Source organism: Gordonia jinhuaensis, from assembly GCF_014639795.1.
Lineage (GTDB): Bacteria > Actinomycetota > Actinomycetes > Mycobacteriales > Mycobacteriaceae > Gordonia_B > Gordonia_B jinhuaensis.
Genome location: NZ_BMGC01000007.1, coordinates 17,867 through 39,219, shown reverse-complemented (window position 1 = coordinate 39,219; position 21,353 = coordinate 17,867). Strand labels below are relative to the sequence as shown.

General features: G+C 65.2%; 16 protein-coding genes. 5 read left to right on the top strand and 11 right to left on the bottom strand.

Features of this window, described 5'->3' with window-relative positions:
- Positions 1–2: 2 nt before the first annotated feature.
- Positions 3–1,064, bottom strand: coding sequence for an Lrp/AsnC family transcriptional regulator (locus tag IEW22_RS07010; RefSeq protein ID WP_229742254.1), 1,062 nt, complete (start codon positions 1,062–1,064; stop codon positions 3–5).
- A gap of 154 nt (positions 1,065–1,218) precedes the next feature.
- Between IEW22_RS07010 and IEW22_RS07005 the strand changes: the two genes are divergently transcribed.
- Positions 1,219–2,763 carry an MFS transporter gene (locus IEW22_RS07005; protein ID WP_188585982.1) on the top strand — a complete coding sequence of 515 codons (1,545 nt, stop codon included), beginning with the start codon at positions 1,219–1,221 and terminating at the stop codon, positions 2,761–2,763.
- A gap of 66 nt (positions 2,764–2,829) precedes the next feature.
- Here IEW22_RS07005 and IEW22_RS07000 read toward each other — a convergent pair whose 3' ends face one another.
- From IEW22_RS07000 to IEW22_RS06965, 8 genes are all read right to left on the bottom strand, one after another.
- The gene (locus IEW22_RS07000; protein WP_188585899.1) at positions 2,830–3,903 is read right to left on the bottom strand and encodes an Rv2578c family radical SAM protein; all 1,074 of its coding nucleotides are present in this window, start codon (positions 3,901–3,903) and stop codon (positions 2,830–2,832) included.
- Positions 3,904–3,951: 48 nt separating this feature from the next.
- Positions 3,952–4,791 carry a protein kinase domain-containing protein gene (locus IEW22_RS06995; RefSeq protein ID WP_229742252.1) on the bottom strand — a complete coding sequence of 280 codons (840 nt, stop codon included), beginning with the start codon at positions 4,789–4,791 and terminating at the stop codon, positions 3,952–3,954.
- Positions 4,792–4,843: 52 nt separating this feature from the next.
- The gene (locus IEW22_RS06990; RefSeq protein WP_229742251.1) at positions 4,844–7,141 is read right to left on the bottom strand and encodes a cation:proton antiporter; all 2,298 of its coding nucleotides are present in this window, start codon (positions 7,139–7,141) and stop codon (positions 4,844–4,846) included.
- Entirely contained in the window at positions 7,138–8,523 is a 1,386-nt protein-coding gene (locus tag IEW22_RS06985; protein ID WP_188585897.1) for an FHA domain-containing protein, read from the bottom strand. Before IEW22_RS06985 ends, IEW22_RS06990 begins: the two co-directional genes overlap by 4 nt.
- Positions 8,520–8,951 carry a hypothetical protein gene (locus IEW22_RS06980; protein ID WP_188585896.1) on the bottom strand — a complete coding sequence of 144 codons (432 nt, stop codon included), beginning with the start codon at positions 8,949–8,951 and terminating at the stop codon, positions 8,520–8,522. The genes IEW22_RS06985 and IEW22_RS06980 overlap by 4 nt, the downstream gene beginning before the upstream one ends.
- Before the next feature lie 2 nt (positions 8,952–8,953).
- Positions 8,954–10,510: an FAD/NAD(P)-binding protein gene (locus IEW22_RS06975; RefSeq protein ID WP_188585895.1), complete on the bottom strand. Its 1,557-nt coding sequence runs from the start codon at positions 10,508–10,510 to the stop codon at positions 8,954–8,956.
- A 229-nt stretch (positions 10,511–10,739) separates the two neighbouring features.
- Positions 10,740–11,087, bottom strand: a complete 348-nt coding sequence (locus tag IEW22_RS06970; RefSeq protein WP_229742250.1) for a UBP-type zinc finger domain-containing protein — start codon at positions 11,085–11,087, stop codon at positions 10,740–10,742.
- Between the two features lie 186 nt (positions 11,088–11,273).
- Entirely contained in the window at positions 11,274–13,799 is a 2,526-nt protein-coding gene (locus IEW22_RS06965) for an ATP-dependent Clp protease ATP-binding subunit (RefSeq protein ID WP_188585893.1), read from the bottom strand.
- A gap of 343 nt (positions 13,800–14,142) precedes the next feature.
- Here IEW22_RS06965 and IEW22_RS06960 point away from each other — a divergent pair, with 343 nt between their 5' ends.
- The 4 genes from IEW22_RS06960 to IEW22_RS06945 all read left to right on the top strand — a co-directional run bounded on the left by IEW22_RS06960 (position 14,143) and on the right by IEW22_RS06945 (position 18,407).
- On the top strand, positions 14,143–14,964 hold the full coding sequence (locus IEW22_RS06960; protein WP_188585892.1) for an SDR family oxidoreductase: 822 nt from the start codon (positions 14,143–14,145) through the stop codon (positions 14,962–14,964).
- A 154-nt stretch (positions 14,965–15,118) separates the two neighbouring features.
- A complete protein-coding gene (locus IEW22_RS06955) occupies positions 15,119–16,384 on the top strand; it encodes an acyl-CoA dehydrogenase family protein (RefSeq protein WP_188585891.1) in 1,266 nt (421 codons plus the stop codon).
- A 44-nt stretch (positions 16,385–16,428) separates the two neighbouring features.
- Positions 16,429–17,547 carry a phosphotransferase family protein gene (locus IEW22_RS06950; protein WP_188585890.1) on the top strand — a complete coding sequence of 373 codons (1,119 nt, stop codon included), beginning with the start codon at positions 16,429–16,431 and terminating at the stop codon, positions 17,545–17,547.
- A gap of 128 nt (positions 17,548–17,675) precedes the next feature.
- A complete protein-coding gene (locus tag IEW22_RS06945; protein ID WP_188585889.1) occupies positions 17,676–18,407 on the top strand; it encodes a TetR/AcrR family transcriptional regulator in 732 nt (243 codons plus the stop codon).
- Positions 18,408–18,449: 42 nt separating this feature from the next.
- On the opposite strand, the gene IEW22_RS06940 is transcribed toward IEW22_RS06945, so the two are convergent.
- Positions 18,450–19,979, bottom strand: coding sequence for an AMP-binding protein (locus IEW22_RS06940; protein WP_188585888.1), 1,530 nt, complete (start codon positions 19,977–19,979; stop codon positions 18,450–18,452).
- A 119-nt stretch (positions 19,980–20,098) separates the two neighbouring features.
- Complete coding sequence (locus IEW22_RS06935) at positions 20,099–21,058, bottom strand: phosphotriesterase family protein (RefSeq protein ID WP_188585887.1); 960 nt, start codon at positions 21,056–21,058, stop codon at positions 20,099–20,101.
- Positions 21,059–21,353 lie beyond the last annotated feature (295 nt).

Below are 21,353 nucleotides of genomic sequence, written 5' to 3'. Positions count from 1 at the left end.
CATCAGCGGCGTGAACGGACCGGAACCCCCGGCGGCGCAAGGCGATCCCCGGACACCAGGCTCGCAGCATGTTTCACCCGTCTGGTGAGGGGTACCAGTTCGTAGCCGGTGATGCCCTCGATCCGGGCCAGTGAGCCGGTGACGAACTCGTAGAGCTGCGCCTGTCCTGCGGACATGACGCTGGCGGTGAGATTGGTCCTGCCCGACGTCGCCGCGACGAAGGGTACGTCGGGATCGGCGGCCAGCGTGGTGCCGATGGCCTCGAGTCGGGCGGGTTGCGCAGTGAGCCACACTGTCGTCGACGAACTCCCTGTGGCGCCGGGCGCGATGTCGACGTCGAGGTAGACGGCACCGTCGGCGATCAGGGCCTCGACGCGCCGGGTCACCCGCCCCACTGTGGTGCCCAGGGTGCGGGCCACCGAGGTGTAGGGCGTCCGGCCGTCACGGCTGAGCGTCTCGATGAGGCGGCGATCCTCGGTGGTCAGAGTGGTGAACGGGGGAGCGGTCGCCGATCGTGTGCGCTCGTCCGGTTCGGTGTCGATGGTGGCGCGTATCGCGGCAGCCTGGTCGCGGGTGAGCACATCCCGCCAGCCCTCCCAATCTGTGGGGCTCCCACCGGCGAACACGTGCAGGATCGACGCGGGTGACACATCGATCACCTGAGCTGCACTCGGCAGGATCCGGGTGAGCAACTCCGCACTCTCGGCGTCGCTGGCTGATCGCAGGTTGAACATCACCTCCCAGCCCGCCGAATGAATCGAGACCCACGAGACGTCGCGTCGGCGCGCCAGCGCTTCGGCGATTCCGTCCACGGCCTCGGGTCGACACCGCACGCGGACCAACCAGACCGTCGCGCCGAGTGCCACCGGGTTGTAGGCGAGCGTCACGCGGATGAGTCCGTCGCGTCGGAGCCGACGATATCGTCGAGCGACGGTCTGTTCGGCCACTCCCAGCACGTCGGCGACCTGACGCAGGGGGACGCGCGGGGAGATCTGGATGCAGCGAGCGATTTGTGTGTCCAGCCGGTCCATTGTGGCGGAATTGCCCATGTGGATCGCGCCCATGACAGCAAGCGTACGTGGCGAGTCGACGAATGCGACTTTCGTCGGTGCCTCCGGCAAGACTGGTGACACCGAAACATCCGGGGCACTGGTGCCCGACATCGCCGCAGGTCAACTGCGGGTAATGGATTTCTCCGTCGAAAGTGAACACCTGGTAATGGAACGTAAATGGTGGACGCTGGTCGTCGTCTGCGTGGCGACGTTCATGCTCTTGCTCGACATCACCATCGTGGTGGTCGCGCTTCCCGATATTCAGCGCTCGCTCGGCGCGAACTTCAGCCAGTTGCAGTGGGTGACCGATGCTTATGCGCTCGCGCTGGCAGCGTTGTTGCTGACCTCGGGATCGCTGTCCGACCGATTCGGTCGGCGACGGATCTTCGTCATCGGTCTGGTGATCTTCACCCTGGGATCGGTGCTGTGCGGTGTGGCCCAGGACCCGAACATGCTGATCGCCTCCCGAGCCATCCAGGGTGTGGGCGGCGCGATGCTGTTCTCCACATCACTGGCGTTGCTGGCCTCGACATTTCACGGCAAGGAGCGCGGGGTCGCCTTCGGGGCCTGGGGTGCGATCACCGGTGTGTCCGTGGCACTGGGCCCGATTCTCGGCGGTCTGATCACCACCGGGATCAGCTGGCGCGGCATCTTCCTGGTGAACGTGCCGTTCGGCGTGATCGCGATCGTCATCGCGCTGGCGTGCGTCGACGAGTCCAAGTCGCCGCACGCCCGACGGATCGACTGGCCAGGCGTTCTCACCTTCACCGTCGGCCTTCTCGCCCTCGTCTACGGACTGACCGAGGCCGGACAGCGATCGTGGGGTGACGCCGTCGTGGTGACGTCGTTCATCGTCGCCGCGGTGCTGCTCATCGCGTTCGTGGTGATCGAGATGCGGGTATCCGAGCCGATGTTCGACCTGTCGCTGTTCCGTACGCCGACCTTCGTCGGGGGCTCGATCGCCGCCTTCACCATGAACGGCTCACTGTTCGCGATGCTGCTGTATCTGGTGATCTACCTGCAAGACGCACTGGGGTACACGTCACTGCAAACCGGCGTGCGGCTGCTGCTGATGTCGGGTTGCATCATGGTGTTCGCGACCATCTCGGGGCGGGTGTCGGCCCATGTCCCGGTGCGTTGGCTGATCGGGCCCGGTCTGCTGCTCGTCGGTGTGGGACTGCTGCTGATGATGGGTATCACCAAGGACTCCAACTGGACCCACCTCATCCCCGGTCTGATCATCGCCGGAATCGGAAGTGGTCTGGTGAACCCGCCGCTGGCGTCGACTGCGGTGGGAGTGGTCGAGGTGCACCGATCGGGCATGGCGTCGGGGATCAACAACACCTTCCGACAGGTCGGTATAGCCGTGGGGATCGCGGTGTACGGGTCGATCTTCAGTGCCCTGGTCAGCTCGTCGATGCGCGATCACCTGTCCTCGACACCGGTCGCGAGCAGATCCTCGGAACTGTCGGATGCGGCGCACAACGGCACCATCGGACAGATCATCACGACGCTGCCGCCGGCTGATCGGGCGGTGGTAGGGGAGGCGGTGCACTCGGCATTCGCCGACGCACTCAACACGCTGTTCCTCGTCAGCGGCATCGTCGCGATCATCGGTGGCCTGTGTGCGATGGCGCTCGTCCGTCGAGAGGACTTCGTGGTCAGTCATGCTCCGCACGCCACGCAGAAACCGCAGGGCCAACCGGCGTAGCGCTCTGTCCCGCGTGATCAGCGGGCGATGAATCAGCCGCACGGCAGGCCGAACCGGTCCTCACACTCAGAAGAGGGTGAGGACCGGTTCTGTCGTCTGGGGTTCTGCCGTCTGGGGTTCGGGGAGTGCACTCGTCGGGTTGAGCTCGTGGTCCCCGGTCAGCGCGCTGCCGCGCGACGGGGCACCCTCGCTCGCTGCGGGCCGTAGGCCGTATCTGTCGATCAGCGGATCGATCCGTGCGCGCAGCCACGCCGAGTACTCCGGACTCACATAGGCGCCATGACCGTAGAGCACTCGGTACTTGCGTAGTAGTGCTGGGTGATTGTCGGCCAGCCACGACAGGAACCACGGCTTGGTACTCGAGCGCAGATGCATGGCGAAGGCGCTCACACTGGTGGCTCCGGCCTCGGCGATCGAGGACAGCAGTGTGTCCAGATGGGCGCTCGAGTCGGTGAGATAGGGGATCACCGGGGCCACCATCACGTGCACGTCGAACCCGGCCTCGGTGACCGCCCTGATCAACTCCAGTCGTGCCCGTGGCGACGGTGTTCCCGGTTCGATCTGACGCTGCAGATCGGGTTCGGCGATGGCCAAGGAGATGCTCACCGACACCGGGACCCGTTGCGCGGCAAGGCGAAGCAACGGCAGGTCACGTCGAAGCAGCGTTCCCTTGGTGAGGATCGAGAAAGGGGTACCCGATTCGGCGAGTGCGGTGATCACACCGGGCATGAGTCGGTAGCGCCCCTCGGCGCGCTGATAGGGGTCGGTGTTGGTGCCCAGTGCGACGTGGTCGTGATGCCAGGAGCGTCGCCGCAGTTCGCGGCGCAGAACCGCCGCAACGTTGAGCTTGACCACGATCTGTCGGTCGAAGTCGGAGCCGGCATCGAGGTCGAGATACTCGTGGGTGGGACGCGCGAAACAATACCGGCAGGCGTGGGTGCAGCCGCGAAAGGTGTTGACGGTGAATTGAAAAGGGAGATTCGACGCCTCCGGGACCTTGTTCAACGCGGACTTGCACAGCACCTCGTGAAAGGTGACTCCCTCGAATTCGGGAGTCTGAATCGACCGGACCAACCCGGCCCGGCCGAGTCCGGGCAGAGCGCCGTCGTCGGCGTCGATGTCTTGGCCCGCCCAACGCATGGCGTCTAGTCGAACATGCGTGCGACACCGTGTCAAGCCTGGGTCCTCTCACATATGATGACCGTCAGGTGCAGACCGTGTGGTCGACCCGACTCCGAGTGCAGTGATCCGGTCGGCGAGTTCGGCAGCCGTTGACGGCCGTGCCCCGGGATCGCCCAGGCAGCATCGGATCAGCTCGGCGTTTGCGTCATCGAGCTGGGCCGACACCGTGACATGCCCCGACATAGCCGCCCGCACCGCCAGGAGCGGCTGGTCGGAGAAGTCGGCGCCGTACACGGTCTCGCCGGTGAGAGCGAAATGCAGCGAGGCACCGAGCGACCAGATGTCTGTCGCGCGAGAGGGAGTCGCCGCGGTGCTCAGGAGAACGGGATCGACGTAGGACACCGCATGTGGCCGAGAGAAGCTCGTCAACGGGTCGTTCGTGGTCAGTGCGCGCGACAGCCCCAGATCGCAGATCCGTCCGCCGACCGTCTGCCCTCCCGTGCTCGCGATCATCATCGCCCACGGGGTGATGTTCCCGTGGGCGATGCCCGCTTCGTGTAGCGCATGGACGCCGCGAGTCGCATCTGCCGCTACCGACAGGATCTCGCACCGTGTGAGTGGCGCGGTGGGCTCTCCCAGCGAACCGAGCGGGAAATACTCCATGGCGTACATGAACTGCCCGGACAGTGTCGCATCGAAAACCCTTGCCAGATAAGGCGATGTGACGGCGGCGAAGGCGCGCAGTTCCCGCACCCCACGTCGGTGGGCGGCGGCATCGCATACCGCGTCGAACACCTTGATCACCACTCGGTCGGTCGACAGGCGCAGTCGTGGCGGTGGGGTGGCGAGAAAGAGTTCGCCGTTGGCAGCAGCGCCGAGTGACGCCACTATCGTGTAGTCGGCCATCCGGGATCGTGCATCGTGCCCCTGTTGTCTCCGCTCATCCTGGTGCATTCGATCACCCTGTCGCAGCTGGTGTTGCCGGTGTGGTGGCCTCGATCTGGCCCGACGTTCCGGTGGTGTCGCGATCGTCGGCAGGATCTGGGTTGGCCCCGGGACCTGTGTTGGCACAATCTGCCCTGTCGGAGGCATACGCCCGCGCGATGCGCTGATCGAGTGCCTCCTCGCTGGTGCTGGTGTGATCGTCAACCGTGTACGTCCACGGGCTGTCCGACGAGCGTGCCGAGTAGGGGGCAATGGTCAATCGCGCCTCGCCGTTCGCATCGCCCCCGTTCGCCGCGCTGCCGTGTACCTCGCTGCCGTGTGCGAGTGACACCACACGTAGATCGATGTTCTCGCCGAGCGACGCGGTGACGTCGGAGCGGATACGTCTGCGCGACCCCGGCGTCGCGATCGTCAACGGCTGACCCCGGTGCAGGGCAAGGCCCACTGCGGCGAGTATGGCCGTTCGGCCGCTACGGCTGTCGTCGGTGATGCAGAGAATTCCCGATTCCGTTGTGGCGGAGACACAGTCCGGTCGGCTCCCCTGGTGACCGCTGCCCCGGTGTCGGTCGCCCCGGTGTCGGTCATCCGGGTCTCCGTCGCCGCTGCTCGTGACGATTACGGGTGCAGCGGTGACACCACGTGCCAGCTGGGCCGACCCAGCGTCGATGAGGACGAAGTCGGCATCGCTGTTGCCCGCCATGTCGTCGATCTCGGCTGCGACCCGATGGTCGGTGGCGCTCACGATTCTGGTCATCACGCAGACCGTTGCGACCCCGCTGACGCGAGCACTCAACGAGGTGAGCGTCTCGACGGCGTCGGCCGCTGCTGCGAAGTCGGGCACCGCGGGTGTACCGACCTCGCGAGTGCGCCGTGAGGGCAGCACTATTCCGGCCAGGACGAGGTCGGCGCCGTGCGCGAAATCCACAGCGCGGGTGGTCTCGCGGACGAGCTTGTCGACGCTGTCGGTGGGGTTGGCGATGACGACCATCACTCGTCTGCGGTTTCCGGCCGCCTGTCTGCGCCGTTCGGCAGCGGCGACGTCACTGGCGATGACGCTGTCGGGGTAGACGATGCGCAGCAGGGGTGCGGTCAACACCGTCGTCACCAGTGCCATCACCACCAGCATCGCGAACAGCTCGTCGCTGAGAACGCCGAGTTCCCTTCCCACCGAGAGGATCACGAGCTCGGTCAGGCCGCGAGTGTTCATCAGCACAGCGACCGCGGCGGCCTGTCTGCCGCGGATACGGCTGCACCGGGCACCGACGTAGGCGCCGGCGAACTTCCCGCCGATGGCCACCACCAGGACGAGCGCGAGCTGCCACCAGCCGTCCGGGCCGATTGCGGCGAGATCCACCCCCAGTCCGGTGACGACGAAGAACATCGGGAGCAACACCAGGACGCTCACGTGTTCGAGTCGCTCGGCGATCTCGGTGTTGATCTGTAGAGAACCGACTTTGGGCATCACCACGCCGAAGACGAACGCTCCGAAGATCTGGTGCACCCCGATGAGTTCGGTCACCGCCGCCGACACGAACAGTCCGATCACCACGACGGCGAGGATGTCTGGCGTCAGGCGGCCGGCCCGCTCCCGCCATCTCATCAGACGACGCAGCAGTGGTCGGACCACCGCGAACATGATCGCCACATACCCCGCGGTCAGTGCGACGATACGGGCGATGGCTGCCGGCGAGCCGCCTTCGATGACCGCGATTACCAACGCCAACAGGATCCACGCCAGAATGTCGTCGACGGCGGCCGCGGCCAGACTGAACACTCCGGGTGCGGTGTGTTGCATACCTCTGTCGGTCATGATCCGGGCGAGCACCGGAAAGGCGGTGATGGACATGGCGATTCCGAGGAACAGTGCCATCCCGGTGAAGCCGATCCGATGCCCTCCGACGATGTCGTGATGCGGGTAGAGCACCAGGGCGAGAACGATCCCGAGGCCGAAGGGCACTCCGATCGAGGTGAGTGAGATGGTGGCAGCAGCCTTACCTCTGCCGCGAACGAGGCGCATATCGAGCTCGAGCCCGACGATGAACATGAACAGTACGAGCCCGATCTGGGCGAGTGCGCCGAGAAGCGGGCGGACCTGGTGGGGGAACAACCAACTCGTCGGGTCGCCGGGGATCAATCCCAGGAGGCTCGGTCCGAGCGCGATGCCGGCGGCGATCTCCCCGACGACCGCCGGCTGGCCGAGCCGTCGCGCGAGGCGGCCGCCGATCCGTGCGGCCGCGACGACGACGGCAACGCCGAGGAGGAGGAAGACCAGTGTCGATGTCTGCGCGCTGCACCCCTTCGAACCGATCACGCTCGCGCGTGCGGGGTCTCGAAGGTGAACTGTCGGCCGCCGAGCCGTACGACCGAACCCGGTGACAGCGTGTAGGGCTGGTGCGGTGCGAGTTGCACCTCGCGGTCGGCGCTGGGATCCACGACGAAGGTCCCGTTGGCCGAGCCCACGTCGACCAGGGTGACATCCCATTCGACCAGCCGGATCTCGGCGTGCTGCCGCGATAGCTGTCCGGTGCTGTCATCGATCTGGATTGTCGTCCCATGGCCGGAGTCCGGCGCTATCGGCTCGCGTCCGATCAGCAGGTCGTCGTCGAGCTGGTGGACCGACCCGTCGTCGAAAAGTATCGATCCCAGTGGGGGGCGTTCACCCTCGACGATGATGTGGGTGAGTTGGTCCATGCGGATGCCGCAGCTCCCACACAGCAGGGACTGAGGGTGATTGAGATGACCTCGAGAACAACGGATCCCGTGAATCACCGGCGGACCATGGTGTTCGGCGGTGGTGTCGATCGCCGACGCAGGGTCACCCGAGACGACCGGCAGCGGCTCGACACCCGCCTCATCGCTCTCGTCGTGTGCCCGATCGTTCTTGTCGCGTGCTGGATCGTCATGATGTCCGGCATCGTCACCATCGGTGAGCGAGACGAGCATCGGTTCGTCTGCGGCCATCGTGAAGTGTGCGGTCGGCACATCCGGCATCGTCTCGCCACGCGCGGAGTCCGCGGTGGACACCGGTGCAGCCATCGCACCCGGTGTCGGGGTCGATCGGTGAATCGGTGTCGGCACTGGCTCCGGGCTGGGATGGGGAATCGGGCTGGGCTTGGGAATCGGAGCGGAGCGGGGTGGGATCGGCTGTGCCGCAGCCTTCCTCGGGGGAATCTGCTCGGGCGACGCAAATCGATAGGACTCGGTGACGCGCATCTCGACGGGGCATCCGATGACGGCTCCGGCGGCGGGAACCGCACCCTCGCCCAGGGTGAACATCGTGTCGACGGCACCGGAGGTGTCGACCCCCGCGGTGTACAACCCGAGGCTGTCGAAATTCCACGGGACTGCCAGCTCGAGTCTGCCCGAGCAGGCGTCGGCCAGCAGCCGGCCGTTCATGTCGGCGAACATCGAGCCGCTCAGATACAGCGCTACTCCGAGGTCGTCGGTGGCTGCGATGGCGATGTCGGCCGGTTCACCCTGACCACCACCGAGATCGTCGACGAGTGAGCGGACGAGCCTGCGGGCGTCACCGGCGAATTCGGGATGGTTACGTCCGAGTGCGAGAACTGCGTCCGCATGTTCGCGCGAGCCCTCGCCGAGAACGCACAGGAACGATGTTGTGCGGATGACGATCCCGTTGCCGGGGACGAGTGTGACCGCGATTTCCGCGGGCACGCGTGTTGGGACATTCATGCGAATCGACCTCCGTTGAATCGCCAGTGGGGGAACACTGCTCGTATGGGTCCGTTGGCGACCAGCCAGACGATCAGCCAGGTGGTGGTGAACAGGATCGCGAACGCGATCGCCGAGGGCCGCAGGTCCGGTGGGAGCACGTACCGCGCGAGCAGCCACACCACGACTCCCTCGTTGATGGCTGTCAGCAGGCCGAAGAGTGTGGGCCAGTCCTTCTCCCAGCGGAACTGCTGCAGGAAGTGGTACACGAACTCCCACACCACACCGGCCACGATGATGAGGGCGAGGACGGTGAAGGCGACGCGGTAGGCCGCTCCGGCTGACGTGGCACCGGGCAGCAGCGGAGCGATGATCAGCGTCCAGATGCCACCGATGACCGCGAGAAGGGCGATTCGGGTCTGTATACGACCGAAGAGCGTGGGTACCATTGTCAGTCAACTCCTTTGTCCCGCAGCCAGCGCCACCACTGTGCGGTCGATCGTGCCGGTGTCAGCTTCTTGCAGAATCCCTGTGCCGCGAGGTCGTCGACGATTTCGAGCGCTGCGATCTGCAGTCCGAGAAAGGTGTCGACGCCGGGAAAATAGCCACCGAGGGTCGCACTCCCGGACGCGTAGATCTTTCCGCCGTTCCTCGAGCCGATGAGTTCGAAGTTGCGGGCCACATCCATCCGGCCGATCGGGTTGATCCCCGCTCCGCTGTGATCGAGAAGATCTGCGAGAAGGCGGTGTTCACGCACGTCGGCTTCGAGTCCGGTGCAGTCGATCACATAGTCGGCGTGGATGTCGACGGTCCCGTCTGCGGCCGCCTGTTGGGATACCGGTGCATCGTTGTCGACTGCGACGGTGGTGACCACCCCGGATCCGCTCGTGGCTGGTTCGAGCCCGACCGCTTTGCCGACAGCCACTCGGTACCATCCTTCACGTCGACCGCGGGCGAGCTGCTCCTGCCAGTCGTCGCGGACCGGTGTGTTCGTGCCGCCCATCTGCTTGTACGCATCGGCGCGTTCATGCCCCTCCAGCGTGCGCATGCGCGCCTTGAGCTGGCCGCCCCAGACTGACTTCGGATAGTTGAAACCCTGATACGCCCAGCCGTCCTTGCCTTTTCGTCGCATGAAGGCGTGCGGTCCGTGTGACTTGTCGACGTAGGTGCGGAACAGATGGACGATCTGTGTCTGCAGACCGTACTTGTCGCGATCGTCGATGAGGCGTTGGAGAACCCGCGAGGCGACGATGCCGGCACCACGGATCATGACCGTTCCGGATCGATGCTGCAGCGCCTGATAGATGTGTTCGTGGGGTTCGTAGGCGTTGACGATCCTGCCCGGGTCGCGGTAGGTGCGCCGGAACGTCTGGAGGTCGGGAAGGAGTTTGATGCCGGGGTATCCGACCGCCACATGAACCCACTGGCTGCGAAAGGCGATCCGTCGTGTCGGCGAGGAGCCCGCAGGCGGTGTGAGGATCGTGTAGTAGCCGCCGCCGGCGCGGCGCCGGATCATACGGACCTGTCCGGTGTGGAGGCACTGAAGGTATCCGATACGCCTGCACTCGCGCTCCATCGACTCGAATGCGTGTCCGGCCGTCGGTGTGTAGTAGTTGGCGAAGATCGGTTCGACCGCGACATTCCACAGCGGTTTGATCGACTTTGTCGAGATCGCCTCCCGCACGGCATATGACGGAAAGCCCCAGATGTTGTCCGGAGTCGACGACGAGTCCGAGCGCAGGCGCTCGGTGCGCGGGATCTGCGAGACCTTTGTGAGGTACTCGTAGCTGCGCCACGGAACGTCCTGCGGGCCCAGTACTGCGATCCGGTCGAGAGGAACGCCCGATATCCGGAGGTAGTCCACGGTGACGAACGATCCGATTCCCGAACCGACGGTCACGAACGGTATGTCGACGACGGGGATCCCCGCAGCGCGGACCATCCCGTCGTCCCAGATGTCGGTGTCGACAAGTTCAGCGGTGAGATCGCGCCCTCGATCGGCGGCCATCGGCAGGTCTTGCGGTGGTGCCGTAGTCGCAGCACGGGTGACGACCGTCGGGGCCGAGTGACCGACCGGTGAGGGACGAGGGCCTGGGACTGTCATGGTGCACTCCTGTGGAGGATCTCGACCGCCTCCGTCGCGGTCGGTGCCATGAACTATTCCCAGGACAGTCGAGCACGGCACGAGTAGTGCACTACCTCAATACGTGCGGCGCCCCGCGCAACTACTGGTGGAGTCACTCCATCCAGTCCTTGGGTACGCGGCCATCGGGGCCGGGCACCGGCTGGATGTCGGGATGGCTGGTCGGCTGGGCCAGCTCGGGTCCGGTCCCTGCCGCATCCGCGGCGTAGTCGAAGAACCAGTCCTCACCGGGTTCGAAGCTCTGGATGATGTGGTGCCCGGTGTCGCGCGCATGATGGGTGGCGTGTTGGCCGGGGGAGGAGTCGCAGCAGCCGACGTGACCGCATGCCGCGCACCGGCGCAGATGAAACCACCAACCATCGCTTGTCGCAAGGCATTCGACACAACCCTTTCCACTCGGCTCGGCCTGGGGGTTGATCTGGGATTCGGTGGGACTGCTCATCATCGTTCCTCTCGGTGGTTGTCTGCCCCGGTCGTTGTCCCCGACGGTTTTGCCCCGCATGTGACGCGATGACACTGCCCGGCCGGCGGGCGCGAACGACACCGCCGGTGCCGACTGGATGAACAACACCGCCGGTGCCGGCGGGGTAGTCCTGCAGAGCGCCGGCGGTGCCGTCACGGGTGAGCGTCAGGCCTGACTGTCCGCGGTGGCCGGCTCGGCCAGCGTCTTCTCGGCGTCGGCCTCTTGTGATCCCGAATTGTCTTCTGCGAACGCATCACCGGAGCTGACCGAGAAGGTCAGGTCGTCGTCGGCGGCATCCACGTGGATGGTGTCGCCCTTGTTCGCCGAACCGTCGAGCAGCATATTCGACAACTTGTTCTCGAGTTGCTTCTGCACACTGCGGCGCAGCGGACGGGCGCCGTAGGCGGGGTCGTAGCCCTGTTCGGCCAGCCAGTCCTCGGCTGCATCGGAGACCTCGAGCGCCACATCCTGCGACTTGAGCAGTCGCTTGGTCTTGCCGAGGATGATCTCGACGATCTTGCGCAACTCGGCCCGATCGAGCCTGCTGAACACCACGGTCTCGTCGATCCGGTTGAGGAACTCGGGGCGAAAGTGTGAGCGCAGACGTTCCATCAGCGGTTCCTCGATCGCCGACACGTCACCCTCGGGCGCGTCGAGGATGAGGTCGGAGCCGATGTTGGAGGTCAGGATCACGATGGTGTTCTTGAAGTCCACCGTCCGTCCCTGGGCGTCGGTCACATGCCCGTCGTCGAGCAGCTGCAGGAGGACGTTGAACACATCGGGATGAGCCTTCTCGATCTCGTCGAACAGGATCACCGAATAGGGCTGGCGCCGAACCTTGTCGGTGAGCTGACCCGCCTCCTCATAACCGACATACCCGGGAGGGGCGCCGACCAGACGCGACACGGTGTGCTTTTCCTGGAACTCGCTCATGTCGAAGCGGATCATCCGGTCCTCGTCACCGAACACTGCTTCTGCCAACGCCTTTGCCAGCTCGGTCTTGCCGACGCCGGTGGGGCCGAGGAACAGGAAGGAACCGATCGGACGTCCGGGGCTCGAGAGTCCGGCACGTGCGCGCCGGACGGCCTCGGCAACGGCGACCACGGCTTTGTCCTGCCCGATGACGCGATCGTGGAGCACGTCCTCGAGTTTGAGCAGTCGTTCGCGCTCCTCGGAGGTGAGTTCGGAGACCGGGATACCGGTCTGGCGCGAGACGACCTCGGCGATGTCGACCACCGTCACCTCCGGGGTCTTGTCGTCTATCACGTCGCCGAGCGACTCGCGCTTGGCGTCGATCTCACCCTTGATCTGATTGGCGCGCTCGTAGTCCTCGTTCGCGACCGCAGACTCCTTCTCGCGTTCGAGCCGGGCGAGTTCGTCGCGGGCGGTTCGGGACTCGTCGTCGGGAGTTTTGTTGCGCAGTCGAACCCGCGCACCCGATTGGTCGATCAGGTCGATCGCCTTGTCGGGCATGAACCGGTCGGTGATGTAGCGGTCGGACAGTTCGGCCGCCGCCACCAGCGACTCGTCGCTGTAGTGCACCTGGTGGTGTGCCTCGTAGGCGTCGGCGAGTCCGCGCAGGATCTCGATGGTGTCGTCGACGGAGGGTTCGGAGACCATCACCGGCTGGAAACGTCGCTCGAGGGCGGCGTCCTTCTCGATGTACTTGCGGTACTCGTCGATGGTCGTCGCGCCGATCGTGTGGAGCTCGCCGCGTGCGAGTGCGGGTTTGAGCATGTTGCCGGCGTCCATCGAGCCTTCACCGGTGCCGCCGGCGCCGATGATCGTGTGCAACTCGTCGATGAACAGGACCAACTCGTCGGAGTGTTCGCGTACCTCGTCGAGGACCTTGGTGAAGCGCTCCTCGAACTCGCCACGGTATTTCGATCCGGCGACCATCGAGGAGAGGTCCAATGCGATCACGCGCCTGCCCGCAAGGGTGTCGGGGACGTCATCGTTGACGATGCGTTGGGCGAGACCCTCGACGATCGCGGTCTTGCCCACACCGGGGTCGCCGATGAGGACCGGGTTGTTCTTGCGGCGCCGGGACAAGATCTCCACGGTCTGGCTGATCTCGTCGTTGCGACCCACCACCGGGTCGACCTTGCCGGCACGGGCCTCGGCGGTGAGATCACGCCCGTACTCGTCGAGCGTCGGTGTCGAACTCGGTTCGGGCGCCGAGCCTTTGGGACCTTCGATCTTCGAGTCGCGAGACAGCGCCTTGGCCGCTGGGCTCTCCGAGTTGGATGCGACGCCCACGAGGATGTGCTCGGGTCCGATATAGCTCAGACCCGAGTCGGCGGCCTGCTGCTGGGCAGTGCGCAGTGCGAGCTTGGTGGCCGGACTCAGAGTGATCGAACCGTCGGGCGACTCATTGCTCGTAGCGGTCCCGATCTTCTGCATCTGTTCGGCGAGTTTGTCGGGGTCCACCCCCAGCTGCGAGATCACGCCACGGGTGGGATCGTCGAGTGTGGCCGCGTACAGCAGGTGCTCGGGGGTGATCTCGGAGTTACCCCAGTCTCGGGCCGCCTGCTGGGCGTGGGAGAACAGCTGCTTGGCGTCGTCGTTGAGGAGACGGCTGAGATCGACACGTTGGACCTGACTCCGTGGCCTGCTCGATGAGGATCCGAAGAATCGGTTGAAAATCTCGTCGAACGGGTCGTTGCCGCCGCCCATCCAGCTCTGCGTCATGGTTATCGTGCGCCTCTCGGTCGATTCCGATCTCGTCTGCAGTCATGGTCGTGATGGCTCGAGTCTAGTCAGCATGGCTGCCGGAATCACTGAAAGATGTTGGTGCACTTGACATCAGGCAAAACACCCAAATGGTCGATTTCGAGCATTCTCCGTCGTATCGCCCGCATTGGGCGTCGTCGGGGTGCACGATGGAGTGGTGCGGTCGACCGGCGAGGTCTGAGGTCAAGTCACAGGGGTTGCGTGCGGGCGCGGTCGTGGCCGTGTCGTGGCGGTTCCCGAGAGGTGATCGAATAGTCCGGAATCGATTGAATCTGAAATCGGATTCAAGTACGGTCGGGCCATGGAGATGCAAGGGAAAGTGATCATCGTCACCGGAGCGGGTGGCGGGATCGGCGGCGCGCTGGCGCGGGCTTTCACCGCGGCCGGAGGCAAGGTGGTCCTGACCGATCTCGATGCGGCGGCGGTGACCGAGACGGCTCGCGCGATCGAGGCCGACGGCGGCGCTGTCGCGGTGACCAGCGGAGATGCGTCGTCTAATGAACACATCGACGCAGTGGTCGCACTGGCCGAGCGGGAGTTCGGGCCCGTCGACATGTATGTCGCCAACGCGGGCATCGGTGGCGCTGCCGGACTCGCGGCCACCGATGCCGACTGGGAGCACGCGATCGACGTGAACCTGATGGCACATGTGCGCGCCGCCCGTCGTCTCGTCCCGCAGTGGGTGCAACGCGGTTCCGGGTACTTCCTGAGCACAGCCTCGGCGGCCGGGCTGCTGACCCAGATCGGCTCGGCGACCTACTCGGTGACCAAACATGCGGTGATCGGATTCGACGAGTGGTTGTCTGTCACCTACGGCGACTCCGGGGTCGCGGTGAGCTGTCTGTGCCCGATGGGTGTCGACACCAAGCTCCTGCGTCCTGACGGGATCGACGGTGACGATGCCGAGAAGCTGATGCAGAACGCGGTCGAGACCGCAGGCGACGTGTTGACTCCTGCCGCGGTCGCCGATGCGGTGATGGAAGGCATCGCCGACGAGCGGTTCCTGATCCTGCCGCATCCCGAGGTACTCAAGATGTACCGCTACAAGGGAAGTGATTACGACCGATGGCTCGGTGGGATGCGCCGCTATCAGGCATCGCTGATGGCGCCGACAGGATCCTGACGTCCCGGTGACCGCCTGTTCGCGTCGTGGCACGAGCCGCTCGTGGCCAGGCAGGCACTCATCACACCCCCCAAGCCACACCGGCGGGCTTCGGCCCCATACCAAGCACATGGGCCCCATACCGAATATCGGGCACAACGAGGAAGGCACCAACATGACCGCGTTCGAGCTGTCACCCCGCGCAGCGGATTACCGTGAGCGGCTGCTGGCATTCATGGACGAGTACATCTACCCGAACGAGGCAGTGTTCGAGGAGCAGATGGCTGAACTCGACAATCCGCACGGCACCCCGCCGATCATGCTCGAGCTCAAGAAGCGGGCGAAGGACGCCGGTCTGTGGAATCTCTTTCACCCCTACGCCGAGTGGGGGCCGGGGCTGACGAACCTCGAGTACGCACCGCTCGCCGAGATCATGGGCCGAGTGGTGTGGGCCTCGGAGGTGTTCAACTGCAACGCACCCGACACCGGCAACATGGAGGTGCTGACGCTGTTCGGCACCGACGAGCACAAGGAGCGCTACCTCAAGCCGCTGCTCGACGGTGAGATCGCCTCGGCCTTCGCGATGACCGAACCCGCCGTCGCGAGCTCGGATGCCACCAACATCGAACTGTCGATGGTGCGCGACGGCGACGAATATGTGCTCAACGGTCGTAAGTGGTTCGCGTCCAACGCTGTTCGACCCGATTGCAAGGTGCTCATCGTGATGGGCAAGACCGATCCGACCGCCCCCAAGCATCGCCAACAGTCGATGATGGTCGTGCCCACCGACGCCCCGGGTCTGACGATCCTGCGCAACCTCCCCGTCTTCGGATACGTCGATCGGGAGAGCCACGGCGAGTTGATCTTCGACAATGTGCGAGTTCCGGCCAAAGACGTCTTGAAGGGTGAGGGCGAGGGATTCGCGATCGCGCAGGCGCGGCTCGGGCCGGGTCGTATCCACCACTGCATGCGCACGATCGGGATGGCCGAGCGCGCACTGGAACTCATGTGCGCCCGAGCGACCTACCGCGTCACCTTCGGTCAGCCGCTGGCCGAACGGGCCAACATCCAGGACTGGATCGCCGAGGCGCGCATCGACATCGAGATGGTCCGGCTGCTCACACTCAAGGCCGCCGAGATGATGGACACGGTCGGGAACAAGGCAGCGGCCACCGAGATCGCGGCCATCAAGGTCGCCGCACCCAATGTCGCACTCAAGATCATCGATCGAGCGATCCAGGTGCACGGGGGAGCGGGTGTGACCGACGATTTCCCGCTCGCGATGGCCTACGCACACATTCGGACGCTGCGACTGGCCGATGGGCCCGACGAGGTGCACAAGCGCGCGATCGCGCGCCGCGAGCTGCGCAAATACCGCGACACCGTACTCACCGAGACCGTTGTCGGGGTGTCCGACGACGCGCTGGTGGCGCGCAGCTAGGTTCGGTTCACGTGGAGCAACGGACAGGGGAGACGAGGAGACAGATGAACCCATCGCAGACCGGTCATGCGGGACTGGAGACCATCGCCGAGGTGGATCCGGACGCCCTGCTCGGCTGGCTGGATGAGATCGGGATCCATCCGACCGGCACGGTGTCGGCGGCGCGCGTGGGTACCGGACAATCCAATCTGACCTACCTGCTGTCCGACGAGGACGGCCGACGGTGGGTGCTGCGGCGCCCCCCGCTCGGCCACCTCCTCGCCTCGGCCCACGACGTGGCGCGCGAGGCGAAGATCCTCAACGCGCTGGCCGACACCGACGTCCCGGTGCCGAAGGTCTACGGCGTGTGTACCGACGAGAACGTGAGTCCGGTGCCGCTGGTGGTGATGGAACACGTCGACGCAGTGGTGCTCGACAACCTGCCTGCCGCCGAGGCGATCGACATCGACACCCGCCGGCACATCACCGAGTCGATGGTCGACACCCTGGCGAAGATCCACGCCGTGGACATCGACGAGGTGGGGCTCTCGGATCTGGCGAGCCATTCACCGTATGCACAGCGGCAACTCAAGCGGTGGGGCACACAGTGGGAGAAGTCCAAGACACGTGAGTTGCCCGCACTCGATGCGCTGACCAGGCGGTTGGCCGCGTCGATCCCCGAGCAACACGAGACGCGACTTGTCCACGGCGACTTCCACATCCGCAACGTGATGATCGATCCCGAGACCGGTGACGTGCGGGCGGCACTCGACTGGGAACTGGCGACCCTGGGCGATCCGCTCGCCGACATCGGCAGCACCCTGGCGTATTGGCCGTCGTCCGACGAGCCGGCCCGTAGTGCCGCCCCGGTCGAACTCCTCGACGGCTTCCCCAGCCGCGACGAGATCGGTGCCGCCTACATCGCGCGCACCGGCCGGGACCCGAAGGCGCTGGAGTACTGGCATGCGCTGGGACTCTGGAAGGTGGCGATCATCTGTGAGGGCGTGGTGCGCCGGGCGATGGACAACCCGTCCAACCGGGCCGCCGCAGGAGTCCCGACCGTGCAGATGGTCGACATGCTCATCGAGAAAGCAACCGAGGTCGCCGACCGCGCGGGTCTCGCCGAACCCGACTCCTCGGCACCGGGGTCGGACATCGCACCCGGCGTCAGACCGGTGAGCTAGGCGACCCGGTGAAAGCACAGACCCGGTGAAAGCACAGACGTGGTGAGACCGTCGAACGCACCCGGCCGCCGCGGCATCCGCCGCGGCGGCCGGGTGCGCGTCGCGTCCTCGCCTGGGAGGATGAGACGATGACGCCGCGCACCGAGACCCACCTTGCCGCCGAGCCGGCCGCGTCGGCCCGCCGCCTGGATGCACTCCCGCCGCTGTCCACCCGCGATGCCGAGAAGGCGCTTCCGGTGACCGCGAGAGGTGAACGCACCCGAGCCGCGCTCATCTCGGCCGCTCGAACGGTTTTCGAGCGTGACGGTTTCTCCGATGCGAGGCTCACCGACATCACCGCCGAGGCCAAGTGCTCCACGGGCACCTTCTACACCTACTTCGACAGCAAAGAGGAGATCCTCGATGCTGTTCTCGCGCAGGCACATGAGGACATGCTGCATCCCGGGTACCCGCACGTGGACCCCGAACTCGAGGCCGATCCGGTCGCCGTTCTCGCGGCCGCCAATCGCGCATACTTCGAGGCGTATCGACGAAATGCCAAGTTGCGCCTGGTTCTCGAGCAGGTGTCGGCGAACTTCCCGGAGTTTCGTGAGAAGCGTCGTCAGCGCGGACACATGTTCTCCGCGCGTAACGCTAGACATATCAAGGAATTGCAGGATCAGGGTCTGGCCGATCGCGACCTCGACCCGACCGCGGCCGCCGGCGCGCTCTCGGGGATGGTGTCACGCATGGCCTACGAGGCATTCGCGCTCGGCGGGGACTCCGAGGACCCGACCGCTGAGATGGACGCGTTGGTCTTCACCGCCACCCGACTGTGGGCCAACGCCCTGGGAATGACGCGGCCGGCGACCGACAGCTGACTTCTGCTGTCGGTCACCGACACCGGTGCGGTCAGACCAGGTCTACTGCGTCACGGCGCCCACAGAGTCCCGGTCGATGGCGCGCTTGAGAATCTTGCCGGTTGCCCCCTTGGGCAACTCGTCGACGAAGGTGAATATCCGGGGCACCTTGTAGGCCGAGAGTCGCTCCTTGGCCCAGGTGCGCAGCGCGTCGGTGTCGATGGTGGCACCGGGTCGTGGTGCGATCACCGCGGCGACCTCCTCGCCGTAATGCGCGTGGGGCACACCGATGACCGCCACCTCCACGATGTCGGGGTGTTCGTAGAGGATCTCCTCGACCTCGCGCGGGTAGACGTTGTATCCGCCGCGGATGATCAGATCCTTGGTCCGGTCGACGATACGGATGTCGCCGTCGGCGTCGATGGTCCCCAGATCCCCGGTGGCCAGCCATCCGTCGACGAGAGTTGTCGCTGTCGCATCCGGCCGGTTCCAGTAGCCGCGCATCACGGTGGGGCCCGAGATGAAGATCTCGCCGACCTCACCCTCGGGAACGCGATGACCGTCGGTGTCGCGCGCTTCGACACTGAAGCCCGGCAGCGCCGAGCCGACCGTAGCCACCTTCGGGCCGCGATCGAGGTTGTGGAATGTCGCCGTGCCCGCGGTCTCGGTGAGCCCGTACCCCTCGAGGATCGTTGCGCCGAATTGCTCGGAGAATGCGCGGATCACCTCGGCAGGCAGTGCGGCGCCGCCGGAACATGCCAGTCGCAGTGAGGCGAAGTCATCGGGAGAACGATCGTCCGCCGCCTGCAGCATGGCATTCCACATGGTCGGCACGCCGCACGCGATGGTGGTGTGGTGATCGCGCAGCATGTCCATGAATCCGTTCGGCGTGAACGGGCTCAGCAGCGACAGAGAGCAGCCGAAACTGAGTGCGGTGTGCATGACCACCCCTTGGCCGAAGCAGTGGAACAGCGGCAGAGCGGTGGCCCACCGGTCGTCGGGTGTCAGTTTCAGGGCCGGTCGAAAGGCGTCCGGAATGGCGTTGATGTTCGACACCGTCAGCGCGGCACCCTTGGGCCGTCCGGTGGTACCCGATGTGTAGAGGACCATCGCCACATCGTCGTCGGACCTGTCGACGTAGGCGTCGGCGACAGCGGCGCTGCGCGCGCTGTCGTGGTGGCTCTCCTCCTCGGCACCCAGTGCCAACGGCGCGACCGCGACGAATGTCAGACCGCGGTCGTCGGCGACGCCGCGCAGCGCATCTGCGCACTCGTGCCAGGCGATCAGCGTCGTGGCGCCGGAATCACCGACCACATAGTCGATTTCGGGCCGGGTCGACATGACGTTCATCGTGATCACCGTGGCCCCGAGAGCGTGTAGCGCGTAGTAGGTGACCACGAATTCCGGGATCGACGGCGCGATGAACACCACGCGGTCATCGCGCCGCACACCGATCGACGAATAGTGGTCTGCGGTCGAGGCGATCTGCTCTCGGAGCTGTCCATAGGTGATGGTGCGCGACTGGTCGCGCAGTGCGATGCGCTCAGGCGTGTTCTCGGCGATGCTCCACAGGCGGCTCACCAGATTGCTCATGTCAGACCTTCTCGTCGATCGGTGTGAGGAGTTCGATTGGGGGACAGGCACTGTCGTTGGGGACAGGCACTATCGTTGGGGGACAGGCACTGTCGAAGTCGTGCCCGACGTTCCCGGGCTTATTCGAAGTAGCGGCGTGGCACGTCGACGAGCATGGTCGTGATGTCGGCATCGCTGACACCTCGTTCGCGCAGTGCCGGCAGGACGTCCTCGCTGATGTGGCGGAAGTTCCAGTTGGGCACGGCCTGGGCCTTGGCCTCCGGGTCGAACCAGTCGATGAAACACGACGCGTCGTGTGCCAGGGCCATCCGGTCGGCATATCCCCGCTTGGCCAGCTCGGCAACGGTGTTCACCCGGTCGTCGAAGGGCAGCAGGACGTCGAGTCCGAACCGGTCCATGCCGAGGATCGAACCGGCGTCGGCGATCTTCATCAGATAGTCCAGATCGGTCGAATCGCCGGAGTGTCCGATCACCACCTTGGTGAGGTCGGCACCCTCCTCGGCAAGCACACGCTGGGCCACCAGGCCGGATTCTGTGTGCGGATTGGTGTGCACGGTGATCGGCGCTCCCGTCTGCGCACTCGCCTGACCGACTGCCCGCATCACGCGCTCGACGCCGGGTGTGAGGCCCTGCTCCTCGATGGCGCATTTGAGGAATGCCGCCTGTACGCCGGTATCGGCGATGCCCTTGGTGAGGTCCTTGACGAAGTAGTTCACCAGCGGCTCCTCGGTGTCGAAGAGCAGTCCGGGGCCGGTGTAGTGGAACTGGAAGGGGATCTCGTTGTAGGTGTAGACGCCGGTGGCGACGATGATGTTCAGGTCGATCTGTTCGGCGATGCGCTTGATCCGCGGGATGTAGCGACCGAGACCGAGGACGGTCGGGTCGAGGATCGTGTCGATGCCGAGAGCCTTGAGCTCGGTGAGGTCGCGGACCGCGTCGGCGACCTTGGCGTCTTCGTCCCAATCGTCTTGGTAGTTCTCGCGGAACTCCTCGCCGACGACGAAGACGTGCTCGTGAACCAGGACATTGCCCAGTTCGCTGCTGTCGATCTGACCGGTGGCGGTGCTGACGGCGGTCATGAACACCCCTTTCGCTTCGTTGGTGACTTCTGAGATGACGGTGAGGAGCCGCCGCGCTCCTGCGACAGCTCCCTCACGTCCTTCAGTGTGTCTCAGGTCACTGCCTATTCGAGCCTGATTTCAGGTTCATGTCAATTTTGCCAGTTCTGTCGATCACGAAGATCGACAAACGTGATTGACATCACTGACAACCTTTGAGACGGTGAGATTACTTGAAGCTGAGTTCAAGTTCATGGCCACAGTCTGCCGACAGTCGATGAGGAGTGAGGCATGGCATCATCAACACATTCGGGGG